Annotated in this window: 10 protein-coding genes; 6 read left to right on the forward strand and 4 right to left on the reverse strand. The window is 70.1% G+C overall.

Annotated elements, in window-relative coordinates; genetic code table 11:
* The first annotated feature begins 10 nt into the window (after nt 1–10).
* The 3 genes from ASG52_RS23225 to ASG52_RS23235 are packed head-to-tail and all read left to right on the forward strand — an operon-like array spanning nt 11 to nt 5294.
* On the forward strand, nt 11–1693 hold the full coding sequence (locus ASG52_RS23225) for an efflux RND transporter periplasmic adaptor subunit (RefSeq protein WP_056248454.1): 1683 nt from the start codon (nt 11–13) through the stop codon (nt 1691–1693).
* A gap of 12 nt (nt 1694–1705) precedes the next feature.
* Nucleotides 1706–4909: an efflux RND transporter permease subunit gene (locus ASG52_RS23230; protein WP_056248457.1), complete on the forward strand. Its 3204-nt coding sequence runs from the start codon at nt 1706–1708 to the stop codon at nt 4907–4909.
* A 34-nt stretch (nt 4910–4943) separates the two neighbouring features.
* Nucleotides 4944–5294, forward strand: a complete 351-nt coding sequence (locus ASG52_RS23235) for a hypothetical protein (RefSeq protein WP_056248460.1) — start codon at nt 4944–4946, stop codon at nt 5292–5294.
* Nucleotides 5295–5299: 5 nt separating this feature from the next.
* On the opposite strand, the gene ASG52_RS23240 is transcribed toward ASG52_RS23235, so the two are convergent.
* The gene (locus ASG52_RS23240; RefSeq protein WP_056248463.1) at nt 5300–5818 is read right to left on the reverse strand and encodes a hypothetical protein; all 519 of its coding nucleotides are present in this window, start codon (nt 5816–5818) and stop codon (nt 5300–5302) included.
* A gap of 169 nt (nt 5819–5987) precedes the next feature.
* On the opposite strand from ASG52_RS23240, the gene ASG52_RS23245 reads away from it, so the two are divergent.
* Nucleotides 5988–7085 (forward strand): PA0069 family radical SAM protein, encoded by a 1098-nt coding sequence (locus ASG52_RS23245; protein WP_056248466.1) that lies wholly within the window; start codon nt 5988–5990, stop codon nt 7083–7085.
* 58 nt (nt 7086–7143) lie between these two features.
* Here ASG52_RS23245 and rnhB read toward each other — a convergent pair whose 3' ends face one another.
* The 3 genes from rnhB to ASG52_RS23260 all read right to left on the reverse strand — a co-directional run bounded on the left by rnhB (nt 7144) and on the right by ASG52_RS23260 (nt 9755).
* Entirely contained in the window at nt 7144–7782 is a 639-nt protein-coding gene (rnhB, locus tag ASG52_RS23250; protein ID WP_056248872.1) for a ribonuclease HII, read from the reverse strand.
* Between the two features lie 78 nt (nt 7783–7860).
* A complete protein-coding gene (locus ASG52_RS23255) occupies nt 7861–8937 on the reverse strand; it encodes a glycosyltransferase family 4 protein (protein ID WP_056248469.1) in 1077 nt (358 codons plus the stop codon).
* Between the two features lie 2 nt (nt 8938–8939).
* Nucleotides 8940–9755 carry a UDP-2,3-diacylglucosamine diphosphatase gene (locus tag ASG52_RS23260; protein ID WP_056248471.1) on the reverse strand — a complete coding sequence of 272 codons (816 nt, stop codon included), beginning with the start codon at nt 9753–9755 and terminating at the stop codon, nt 8940–8942.
* 645 nt (nt 9756–10400) lie between these two features.
* On the opposite strand from ASG52_RS23260, the gene ASG52_RS23265 reads away from it, so the two are divergent.
* Together ASG52_RS23265 and ASG52_RS23270 are read left to right on the forward strand one after the other, a co-directional pair.
* Nucleotides 10401–11609, forward strand: a complete 1209-nt coding sequence (locus tag ASG52_RS23265) for an aminotransferase class V-fold PLP-dependent enzyme (RefSeq protein ID WP_056248474.1) — start codon at nt 10401–10403, stop codon at nt 11607–11609.
* Between the two features lie 108 nt (nt 11610–11717).
* A complete protein-coding gene (locus ASG52_RS23270) occupies nt 11718–12662 on the forward strand; it encodes a D-2-hydroxyacid dehydrogenase (RefSeq protein WP_056248478.1) in 945 nt (314 codons plus the stop codon).
* Nucleotides 12663–12881 lie beyond the last annotated feature (219 nt).

A 12881-nucleotide genomic window follows, 5' to 3' on the forward strand; every position in this document is an offset into this window, starting at 1 on the left:
TCGATTTGCCATGCCCGTTTCATTCGTCCCGGCCCTGCGCGCGGCTGCGCTGGCGCTCGGCCTCTGGGCTGCTGCCGCCACCGCCCACGAGGGCCACGACCACGAAGAGCCCCCCGCCGCCGCGACCGTCAGCGCCCCGCGCGGCGCGTCGAGCAGCCAAACCCTCGAACTCGTCGCGGTCGCCCGCAGCGGGCGCCTCAGCCTCTATCTCGACCGGGCCGGCACCAACGAGCCGGTCACCGATGCTACGATCACCGCCGAGACGCCGGAGGGCACGGCGCCGGCCGAGGCGATGCCGGACGGCAGCTACGGCCTGCCCGCCCACTGGAGCACCCATGCCGGCGAGTACGAGGTGCTGTTCACGGTACAATCCGGCGGCACCACCGACCTCTTCCCGGTCGCCCTCACGATCCCCGAACCGCCTCCGCCGCCCGCCGCCGACGATGCCTGGGCCCAAAGCCTCGCCGTGGCCCACGACTTCCGCCGCCACATCGAGGAGGCCGACCCGCTGCCCTTCGCGGTCGGCGGCGCGGGCTTCCTGCTCGGCGTCGTCCTCACCCTGCTGATGCGCGGGCGCCGCCGCGTCCCGGCCGCCGCTCTGGTCGTGTTCGTGCTGGCGCTCGCCCTCGCGCCGCGCGCCTTCGCCCATGAGGGGCACGACGACGGTGGGCCGCTCGCCGCCCCCAGCGGCCAGGACCTCGCCCGCCGGATGCCGGACGGGGCGATCTTCGTGCCCAAACCGACCCAGCGGGTGCTCGCCGTGCGGACCGTGGTGACGGCCTCGGACACCCTCAGCCGCACCGTCGAGCTGCCGGGGCGGATCATCCCCGATCCGAGCGCCAGCGGCGTTGTCCAGTCCTCCGTCGGCGGTCGCTTAGCGCCCCCCGATTCCGGCCGCTTCCCGCGGCTCGGCACGCGGGTGCGGAAGGGCGAGGTGCTCGCCACCGTCACGCCCCCGGTCCAGGCAGTCGATGTCTCCGACATGCGCCAGCGCCAGGGTGAGCTCGACCAGCAGATCGCCATCATCGAGCGCCGGGTCGAGCGCTACCGCAAGCTCGCGCCGGGTGGCGCGGTCTCGCAGGTTCAGCTCGACGACGCGCTGGCCGAGCTGAAGGGGCTGGCCGACCGCCGCGCCGCCCTCGACGCCATCCGCCAGCACCCCGAGGCCCTGACCGCGCCGGTCGATGGCGTCATCGCCGAGGCGAGCGCGGTGGCGGGCCAGATGGCGAGCCCCGGCGTGCAGGTCTTTCAGATCGTCGAGCCGAGCCGGCTCTGGGTCGAGGCGCTGAGCTTCGACGCGCTCGCCACCGGTCAGGACGCCACCGCGCGGCTCGCCGACGGCCGCAGCTTACGCCTCTCCTTCATGGGTGCGGGGCTCGCCGACCGCAGCCAGGCGGTGCCGATGCATTTTGCGGTTCAAGGCGCGCCGCTGGAGCTGCGCACCGGCCAGTTCGTCACCGTTCTGGCAGCACTCGACGCGCAGCAGACCGGCCTCGCACTGCCCCGCACCAGCGTGGTCCGCGGCGGCAACGGTCAGAGCCTCGTCTACGAGCACACCGCGCCGGAGCGGTTCGAGCCGCGCGAGGTGCGGGTCGAGCCGCTGGACGCCGGCCGTGTGCTGGTGGTCTCAGGCGTGGCGCCGGGCAAGCGCATCGTTACGCAGGGCGCCGAACTCCTCAATCAGGTCCGCTGAGGAGGCCCGCCGATGTTCACGCTCCTCGTCTCGCACTCGCTGCGCAACCGCGTCCTCGTGCTCGCACTCGCGGCCGTCCTCGTCGTCTACGGCGCCTTCACGGTCACCCGGCTGCCCGTCGATGTCTTTCCCGATCTCAACCGGCCGACCGTGACGATCATGACGGAGTCCGAGGGCCTCGCGCCCCAGGAGGTCGAGCAGATCGTCACCTACCCGCTCGAGACGCAGATGAACGGCCTGCCCGGCGTGTCGCGCGTCCGCTCGGTCTCGGGCGTCGGCCTCTCGGTGGTCTATGTCGAGTTCGATTGGGGCACCGACATCTACCGCAACCGCCAGCAGGTCGCCGAGCGCCTCGCCATGGTGCGCCCGCAACTGCCCCCAAACGTCACGCCGATGATGGGGCCGATCTCCTCGATCATGGGGCAGATCGTGATGGCGGCTCTGAGCGGCGGTTCGGTCTCGCCGATGCAGTTGCGGGAACTCGCCGACTTCACCATCCGCCCGCGCCTGCTCTCGATCCCCGGCGTCGCCCAGGTGATTCCGATGGGCGGGGAGGTGCGCCAGTTCCGCGTCGCGCCCCAGCCGACGGCGCTCCGCGCGCTCGGCGTCACCTACGCCCAGTTGGAGGCCGCGCTCGCGCAGTTCGGTACCAACACCGGCGGCGGCTTCACCGACCAGTACGCCCGCGAATACCTGATCCGGAACCTCGGCCGGACCATGAACCTCGACGACCTGCGCAACATGGTGGTCGCGACCGTGGGCGGCCGGCCGATCTCCCTGCGCCAAGTCGCCGAGGTGTCGTTCGCCGCGAAAGTGAAGCGGGGCGACGCCGGCTACATGGGTGCGCCCGCGGTCGTGATCTCGGTGGAGAAGCAGCCCGGCGTCGATACCGTGCGCCTCACCCGCGAGGTCGAGGCGGCCTTGGCCGACATCACCGCGAGCCTCAACAACTGCGACGGCGGCAAAGCCTCGCCGGTCGCCACCGGAGCCGAGGCGGCGGGCGAATCCTGCGCCTTCAAGGGCGTGCGCGCCGACCGGCTGATCTTCCGGCAGGCCAACTTCATCGAGACCTCGATCGGCAACGTCGAGACGGTGCTGATGGAGGCGATCGTCGTCGTCGCCGTGGTGCTGTTCGCCTTCCTGCTCAACGTGCGCACCACCGCGATCTCGCTCGCGGCGATTCCGGTCTCGATCCTGGCCACGGCCATCGTGTTCCACCTCGCCGGGCTGTCGATCAACACGATGACGCTCGGCGGGCTCGCCATCGCCATCGGCGAACTCGTCGACGACGCGGTGGTCGACGTCGAGAACATCTATCGCCGGCTCGGCGAGAACCGGCGGGCGGGCTCTCCGAAAAGCGTCTTCACGGTGGTGGTCAAGGCTTCGAACGAGGTGCGCTCCGGCATCGTCTACGCCACGATGGTGATCGTGCTGGTGTTCGTGCCGCTCTTCGCCCTGTCGGGCATCGAGGGGCGGCTGTTCGCCCCATTGGGCCAAGCCTACATCGTCTCGATCCTGGCGAGCCTTCTGGTCTCGATCACCCTGACGCCGGTGCTCGCCTACTACCTCCTGCCCGGTCTCAAGCGGCTGGAGGAGCACGAGAGCGGCCTGATCCGCGTCCTCAAGCGCCTCAACGCCGCCGTGCTGCGGGCGCTCCTCGGCCACGCCCGCCCGGTGATGCTTTTGGCCGCCCTCGCGGTGGCTCTGGCGGGAATCGGGGCGGCCTTCCTGCCGCGGGCCTTCCTGCCGCCGTTCAACGAGGGCTCGTTCACCGTCACCATGGCGTTCAATCCCGGTATCTCGCTCTCGGAGAGCGACCGGATCGGCGGCGTCGCCGAGCGCCTGCTCCTCGACATGCCGGACGTGAAATCCATCGGCCGCCGCACCGGCCGGGCCGAACTCGACGAGCATGCGGAAGGCGTCCACTCCTCCGACCTCGAAATCGACCTGAAGCCGGGCGCCCGGCCCAAGCCCGCACTGATCGCCGACATCCGCGACCGCCTCGCCGTGCTGCCGGTCTCGGTCAATGTCGGCCAACCGATCTCGCACCGGTTGGAGCACATGCTGTCCGGCGTGCGCGCCGAGATCGCGCTCAAAATCTTCGGCGACGACCTTGATACCCTGCGCAGCCTCGCCGAGGACCTGCGGCGGCGCCTCTCCACGATCCCCGGCCTCGCCGACCTGCAGGTCGAGAAGCAGGTGCTGATCCCGCAGCTCGAAATCCGCGTGGACTATGCCCGGGCCGCCCTCTACGGCGTGCAGCCGGCGGCGCTCATCGAGCAACTGAGCCGGCTTTCGAACGGTCAGACCGTCTCGCGCGTCATCGATGGCACCCGCCGTTTCGACGTGGTGATGCGCCTGCCCGATACGATGCGGACCACGCAGCGCCTCGGCGACCTCTTGGTCGAGACCCCCTCCGGCTGGGTGCCGGCGCGGCAGATCGCCGACATCCGCGAGACCGACGGGCCGAACCAGATTCTTCGCGAGAACGCGCGGCGCCGCATCGTCGTGCAGGCCAACACCGTCGGCGGCGCCGACATGGGCGCGATCGTCGGCGCGATTCAGAAGGAGATCGCCGCGACCGCACTCCCCAACGGCTACGTCACGCGTCTCGAAGGCGCGTTCCAGGCGCAAGAGGAAGCGAGCCGGACCATCGGCCTGCTCTCGCTGCTGTCGCTCGGGCTCGTCTTCGCCCTGCTCTACAGCCGCTACCGCTCGGCTGCGTTCACGCTGATCATCCTGGGCAGCATCCCGCTGGCGCTGATCGGCTCGGTGGCCGCACTCTGGATCGCCGGACAGCCGCTCTCGGTCGCCTCGATGATCGGCTTCATCACGCTCACCGGCATCGCCACCCGCAACGGCATCCTCAAGGTCAGCCACATCCTCAACCTGGCGATCCACGAGGGACTGCCGTTCGGGCCCGACCTCGTCATCCGCGGCAGCCTGGAGCGACTGGCCCCCGTGCTGATGACGGCCTTGGCCGCGGGCGTCGCCCTGGTGCCGCTGCTGATCGGCGCCGACGCGCCGGGCAAGGAGATTTTGCACCCCGTGGCGGTGACGATCTTCGGCGGACTGATCAGCGCGACCCTGCTCGACACGGTGCTGACGCCGCTCCTGTTTCTCGCTTTCGGCCGCGCCCCGCTGGAACGCCTGCGCGAACAGGCGCGCCGCCCGGCCTCCGACCACCCCGAGGGCGCCCCCGCCGGAGCGTTCTGACATCCCTCAAAGGTCTGATCGAAAGGACATCCCCATGCGCTTCCTCGTCACCGCGCTCACCCTCGCCCTCTCGGCCCCCGCCATGGCGGGCGGCCCCAACGGCGGTCAGGTCGTCATGGCCGAAGACCATCCGGTCGAACTCGTCGTCACCGATACGGGCCTGACCTTCTTCGTCAGCGAGGAGGGCGGCCAGCCGATCGCCACGGCGGGTCTTTCGGGCAAGGCCTACATCCAGGCCGGCGGCAAGACCGAGACCGTGGCGCTGAAGGGCGCCGCCCCGAACCGGTTCGTCGGCGACCTCAAGACGCCGCTGCCGCCGGGCGCGAAGATCGTGCTCTCGGCCAAAGTCCATGGGCACGGTTTGCAGGCGCGGTTCGAGCGATAAGACGCTCAGGCCCGCTCCAGCCGGGCCAGCAGCAGCCGCACCTTGAGGCGGGGGGCGAAGGGCAGCCCCGCCAGCAGCCGCTCGCGCCGCACCACGTCGCCGGCCCGCGGGCGGCTCGCGCCGACGACGCTCTCGCCGCGCGCCGCGAGGCGACCGGGCAGGCCGGCATGGAGCCGGCGCATCCGGCCGAGCGCCGTGTCGGGCCGGGCGGTGCCGACGAAGCGGTCGAGGCTGCGGATCCAACCCTCGGAGGGGATGTCGCCCGGCTCCAGGCAGAGCAGCCAATCCCGCCGCGCGACCTTCGCCCCCGCGATCCACGGGTTCGTGCCGGGCGGCCGCACGACGAGGGTCGCCCCGCTGCCCTCGGCGATGGTCTCCAGGGCCTCGTTCGCGGTCGCGGTGACGATCACGGCATCGCCCACGAGTCCCGCCGCCACGCCCGCGACGAGCGCGCTCAGCGTATCGGCCAAGCCCTCGATCGCCGAGTCGGCGGGGCGTGCCACGTGGATCAGGCCGGAGATCATCGGCGGGCCAAAGCACCTGTCGCGAACGGAAGATCGGTTTTGTGCCGTCTAGGCCATGCCGGCCCGAGAGGCGACAGGCGTACATTTCGGAGGATGCACGAATCTTGTGCAGTGACGATGATTGAGTTCATGATATGTTCTTGTCCCATACGGTGAGGGATCGGAAGCGATGGGGGAAGCGGCGGGCCGGCTCGCGGGCAACCGCGTGGCCGCAGAGGGCCGGCGCGGGCGCGGGGCGACGGCCAACCCGGACGGGCGCTTCGAGGCGACCCGGCGCGAGGCCTTCGACGACGGCTGGCACCCGGACGAGGTCGCTATTCGCCGCACCGAGGTGACGCCGGAGCGCGCCCGCACCATCATCACCCGCAACGAGTCTCCCGACATCTCGTTCGACCGCTCGATCAACCCCTATCGCGGCTGCGAGCACGGCTGCATCTACTGCTTCGCCCGGCCCAACCACGGCTATGCCGGGCTCTCGCCGGGGCTCGATTTCGAGACCAAGCTCTTTGCCAAGCCCGACGCGGCGGCGCTGCTGGAGCGCGAATTGTCGGCACCGGGCTACCGGCCGCGCACCATCGCGCTCGGCACCGCCACCGACCCCTACCAGCCGATCGAGCGCGAGCACCGCCTCACCCGCGCGGTGCTGGAGGTGCTGGCCCGGTTCCGCCATCCGGTCGGCATCGTCACCAAGTCGAACCTGATCCTGCGCGACCGCGGTCTCCTCGCGGAGATGGCGGCACAGGGCCTCGTGAAGGTCGCGATCTCCGTCACCACCCTCGATCCGGGCCTGGCCCGGCGAATGGAGCCCCGCGCCCCGCATCCGGGCAAGCGCCTGGAGGCGATCGAGGGGCTGGCCGCGATGGGCGTGCCGGTGATGGCGATCGTCGCGCCGATCATCCCCTCGCTCAACGACCACGAGATCGAGGCGATCCTGGAGCGCGTGCGGGCGGCGGGCGCCCGCGAGGCGTCCTACGTGCTGCTGCGCCTGCCGCACGAACTCGACGACCTCGTCGGCGACTGGCTTTCCGAGCATTATCCGGGCCGTCGCGCCCACATCTTTTCGTTGTTGAGCGGCGCCCGCGGCGGCAAGACCTACGACGCCGCTTTCGGTACCCGCATGATCGGCGAAGGCCCCTACGCCGACCTGATCCGCCGCCGCTTCGCCCTGGCCAAGCGCCGGCTGGGGTTTGCGGACGATCCACTGCGGCAGACCACGGAGCTGTTCTGCCCGCCGCCGCGGGTGGGGGAGCAGCTGGCGTTGTTTTGAACCGCCGCTTCCTCCTACCAAACCCCTCATCCTTCGAGGCTGCGCTTCGCTCCGCACCTCAGGATGAAGAGGAGGGTGGGATGGATCGGTGTGGCACGCCATCCCCGAACCGCCCGGTGAAACTCACCCGATGGTGCGGGCTGCGCCCCGACTTCGAAAGCCCGGCGAGATGCGCCGCGGTGCCGTAACCGGCGTTGCGCTCCCAGGCATAAGCCGGGTGGCGGAGCGCCAGTTTCCGCATCAGGTCATCCCGCAAAGTCTTGGCGACGATGGAGGCGGCGGCGATCTGCGGCACGAGGCGGTCGCCGCCGATCACCGCACGGCAGGGCTGGTCGAGGCCGGGGATCGGGTCGCGCCCATCGACCCAGACCGGGCCGTCGAGCCCCAACCGCCGCACCGCCCGGCGCATGGCGTCGAGGGTGGCGCCGCGCACGTTGATCCGATCGACCAGCGCCCGCGAGCCCCCGGCCAGGGCCACGCGGGCATGCGCCCGGATCAATGGCGTCAGCGCCTCGCGGGCGGCGCGGTCGAGACGTTTGCTGTCGTCGAGGCGGGCCAGCAGATCGGGCGGGAAGGCCACCGGATCGAACCAGACCGCGGCGACCATCACCGGCCCGCAGAGCGCGCCGCGCCCGACCTCGTCGCAGCCGATGACGGCCGGATAGGTGACGGCGAGCGCGGGATCGAAGGGACGCATGGGCGGGCCGGGGCAGGGAAGGGCGCCGGTTTTGGCATCCCCGCCGGCCCCGGTCATCCCGCAGCGTTCGAAAAACGCTCAGGCGAAGCGCTTGGCCTCGTCGCCTGCCGCGTCAGACCGGAGGCGGCGCGGGATCGCCCGCATCGGCCCGAGGGCGTGGGCGAGCGCGATGTTCTCGTAGAACTGGCGCGCGCTCTCGGCCCAGGTGTAGCGCAGGGCCTCGTCCCGGCAGCGCGCCCGCGGAAGGCCAAGCGCCGCGAGCGCCGCCGCGCGCAGGTCGTGGTCGAGGGCGCCCGCGCCGGTCTCGCCGATCACGTCGAGCGGGCCGGTCACCGGAAAAGCCGCCACCGGCACGCCGCAGGCCAGCGCTTCCAGCAGCACGATGCCGAAGGTGTCGGTGAGGCTCGGGAACACGAACGCGTCGGCCCCGGCGTAAGCCCGCGCCAGCGCCTCGCCGGTGAGCGCGCCGAGGAAGTGGGCCTCCGGTGCCAAGGCCTGGAGGCGGGCCCGGTCCGGTCCGTCGCCGACGACCACCTTCGAGCCCGGCAGATCGAGGCTCAGGAAGGCCGAAAGGTTCTTCTCGACCGCGAGGCGCCCGACCGAGAGGAAGATCGGCCGGGGTAGCCCCGGAAACGCATCCCCGTCGCAGGGGCGGAACAGGTCGGTGTCGACGCCGCGGGTCCAGCGCATCAGCCCGGCAAAGCCCCGCGCGGAGAGTTCCCGCTCCAGCGAGGGCGTGCTCACCATGGTGCCGCTGCCGGCGGCGTGGAAGCGGCGCAGCCACGCGTAGCTCCAGGCCTCCGGCACGGGGGCGCGGGCGGCGAGGTATTCGGGGAAGCGGGTGTGGTAGCTCGTGGTGAAGGCCTGCCCCCGCCGCAGGCAGGCGCCGCGCACGGCGTGGCCGATCGGGCCTTCGGTGGCGATGTGGACATGCGTCGGCGCGAGCCGGTCCCAGCGGGCGAGCACGCGGCCCGCGGTCACCAGCGAGAGCCGGATCTCGGAATAGCCCGGCATCGGGACGCAGGCGAAGTCGGCGGGCGTCAGCAGCACCGTCTCGACCCCGAGCGTACGGCCGGCCTCGGTCATGCGCTCGATCGAGCGCACCACGCCGTTGACCTGCGGGTGCCACGCATCGGTGGCGATGAGGAGGCGCATCTTTAGGCGACGGCGCGGGGGAGGGGAGCGGGCTCGTAGGCCTCCGCCGCGCCGCGCTGGCGCAGCAGGGTCGGGTAGTGCAGCACCTCCATCCGGCCGTCGTAATGCTCGACGATGCCGGTGCAGGATTCCACCCAGTCGCCGGTGTTGAGGTAGGTCAGGCCGTCGATCTGGCGGTGGGCGGCGTGGTGGATGTGACCGCAGATCACCCCGTCGGCGCCCTGGCGCTTGGCCTCCGCGGAGAGAAACGTCTCGAACTGGCCGATGAAGTTGACCGCGTTCTTCACCTTCAGCTTCGCCCAGGCCGAGAGCGACCAGTAGGGCAGGCCCAGCCGCCGCCGGACGCGGTTGACCACGGTGTTGACGGCGAGCGCCGCGGTGTAGGCCCAGTCGCCCAGATGCGCGAGCCACTTGGAATGGCGCACCACCATGTCGAACTGGTCGCCGTGGATGACGAGGTAGCGCTTGCCGTCGGCCGCCTCGTGGATGCGGCTCTCGGCGATCTCCACGCCGCCGAAGGTCATGCCGATATAGTCGCGCAGGAACTCGTCGTGGTTGCCCGGCACGTAGACGACGTGGGCGCCTTTGCGCACCTTGCGCAGCATCTTCTGCACCACGTCGTTGTGGCTCTGCGGCCAATACCAGCCCGAGCGCAGCTGCCAGCCGTCGACGATGTCGCCGACGAGGTAGATCGTGTCGGCATCGACATCGCGCAGGAAGTCGAGCAGCAGAGCCGCCTGGCAGCCCTTCGTGCCGAGATGCAGATCGGACAGAAAAAGCGTCCGAACGCGGATGGTCGTCTCCGGATCCTGTGACACCAGCGCCTCCGGCCTCGCGAACGGCCAGAGCCAAAACCCAATCCGATCTCAGTTTGATGACGGCGGCGGGGACGGGTGTGCAGGATCGTGCCGCTTGCCTGCTCCCTCGCCCGCTCCCTCGGCTGCGCCGCAGCGAGCCTCGCTCCGCGGCCCGCGTGCGGTGCACCTGCGGGCCGTGCATACGAAAATCTTTTTGTTTTTCAGTTCAGTTTTTTCGGTTTTGCATCTTCGTCCGGGGGGCGCATAACGGCGGCCAAGGTGATCCGCCGCGCGCGGGCCGTCGAGGCTCGCGCGGGACACGCCCGGCAGAGGCGTCAGGGTCACCGCGACGGGATGGGGACGCCGACGACAATCAGCGGGAGCGCGCTTGAATGCGCCGCGAGGCTGACGCATCGAGGGTTCGGTTCTTTCGGAGGCGACCGGCGTGTCTGCACGCGCCGCGACGCGGGCGGGATCACAGCCGCTTCGCCGCTCCGGGCCGTTCGACGATCCGACATCGCAGAGTGACGGTTGCTTGCGGCGGACGCATCCCGCGCGCCGCGGGGCCGACGACGTTTCGCGGCGGGCGTTCGCCCGCCATCCAGGATTAAGGCGGGCACGCGGTCACGAAGGCCGGCCCGCGGGTTTCAAGTGGAGGAGACATTCATGGCGGCAACGAGACGTCCGGGACGCAACCACCTGTTCGTTCCCGGCCCGACCAACATCCCGGACCGTGTGCAGCGCGCGATGATCGTGCCGTCCGAGGATCACCGCTCGGTCGACTTCCCGAACCTGACGAAGCCGCTGTTCCAGGACACCAAGAAGGTGTTCGGCTCGACCGACGGCACCATCATCCTGTTCCCGGCCTCCGGCACCGGCATCTGGGAATCGGCGCTGACCAACACGCTGGCGCGCACCAACAAGGTGCTGACCTCGCGCTTCGGCCAGTTCAGCCACCTCTGGATCGACATGGCCCAGCGCATCGGCCTGGACGTGATCGTTCAGGAGGAGGAGTGGGGCACCGGCGCCGATCCGGCCAAGATCGAGCAGGCCCTGCGCGAGGACCGCAATCACGAGATCAAGGCCGTGATGGTGGTCCATAACGAGACCGCCACCGGCGTCACCTCGGACATCGGCGCCGTGCGCAAGGCGATCGATGCCGCCGGCCACCCGGCTCTGCTGTTCGTGGACGGCGTGTCATCGATCGGCTCGCTGCCGTTCAAGGCCGACGAGTGGAAGGTCGACTGCGCCATCGCCGGCTCGCAGAAGGGCCTGATGCTGCCGGCCGGCCTCGGCGTGATCTGCATCAGCCCGAAGGCGCTCAAGGCCTCCGAGGCCCTGCGCGGCAACAACGACCGTCTCGCCCACGTCTACTTCGACTGGCAGGACATGCTGAAGCAGAACCCGGGCGGCTACTTCCCCTACACCCCGTCGGTGCCGCTGCTCTACGGCCTGCGCGAGGCGCTGGCCTGCCTGTTCGAGGAAGGCCTGGAGAACGTCTACCACCGCCATCACGTGCTCGGCGAGGCGACCCGCCAGGCCGTCGCGGCCTGGGGTCTCAAGACCTGCGCCAAGGAGCCGAAGTGGAACTCGGACACCGTCACCGCGATCCTGGTGCCGGAGGGTGTCGACGGCGCCAAGATCATCAAGCACGCCTACGAGCGCTACAACCTCGCGCTCGGTGCCGGCCTGTCCCAGGTCGCCGGCAAGGTGTTCCGCATCGGCCACGTCGGTGACCTGAACGAGCTGTCGCTGCTCGGCGCCATCGCCGGTGCCGAGATGTCGCTCATCGACAACGGCGTCAACGTGACTCCCGGCTCGGGCGTCGCGGCGGCCTCCAGCTACCTGCGCGAGAACCCGCTCGCCAAGAGCTGATTTCAAGAAGCGGCGCCGTGCCAACGGCGCCGCTTCCACAAGTTAAGAACAGGTGAGGAAACAGCGGGCCGGCGGACGCCAGCGCCGGTCGGCCGGAAGGGGTCCAGAATGACGAAGAAAGTCGTGTTCCTTGACCGCGAGTCGCTCGATGCGACGGTTCGCGAATTCAACTTCCCGCATGCGTACAAGGAATACGAGTCGACCTGGACGCCGGAGGAGATCGTCGAGCGCCTCCAGGGCGCCGAGATCGCCCTCATCAACAAGGTGCCGATGCGCGCCGACACGCTGAAGCAGCTTCCCGACCTGAAGCTGATCGCGGTGGCGGCCACCGGCACGGACGTGGTCGACAAGGCCGCGGCGAAGGCCCAGGGCATCACCGTCGTCAACATCCGCAACTACGCCTTCAACACCGTGCCCGAGCACGTCGTCGGCCTGATGTTCGCGCTGCGCCGCGCCATCGTGCCCTACGCCAACTCCGTGCGGCGCGGCGACTGGAACAAGTCGAAGCAGTTCTGCTACTTCGATTATCCGATCTACGACATCGCCGGCTCGACGCTCGGCATCATCGGCTACGGGGCACTCGGCAAGTCGATCGCCAAGCGCGCCGAGGCGCTCGGCATGAAGGTGCTGGCCTTCGACGTGTTCCCGCAGGACGGGCTCGTCGATCTCGAGACGATCCTGACCCAGTCGGACGTCATCACGCTGCACGTGCCGCTCACGCCCGACACCCGCAACATGATCGGGGCCGAAGAGCTCAAGAAGATGAAGAAGTCGGCGATCCTCATCAACACCGCCCGCGGCGGGCTGGTGGACGAGGCCGCGCTTCTCCAGGCGCTCAAGGACGGCACCATCGGCGGCGCCGGCTTCGACGTGGTGGCCCAGGAGCCGCCGAAGGACGGCAACATCCTGTGCGACGCCGATCTGCCGAACCTGATCGTCACCCCGCACGTGGCCTGGGCGAGCAAGGAGGCGATGCAGATCCTCGCCGACCAGCTCGTGGACAACGTCGAGGCCTTCGTCGCGGGCAAGCCGCAGAACGTCGTCGAAGCGTAAGGCCATCCACCCCCGTCGTCATTCCGGGGCCGCGTAGCGGAACCCGGAATCCACGACTCGGAAGGACGGACTTGGCGCGACGGAGCGGTGCTCGGCGCCGCATCACGGGTGGATTGCACGCCTCCGGCGCGCCCCTTCGGGTCCGGGTTCTCTTACCGGCGCCCCGGAATGACGGGTTTGAATGGGTGGCCTCGATGCCACTCAAGGAAGCGCTCCGCG

Source organism: Methylobacterium sp. Leaf456 (genome assembly GCF_001425465.1).
Classification (GTDB): Bacteria; Pseudomonadota; Alphaproteobacteria; order Rhizobiales; family Beijerinckiaceae; genus Methylobacterium.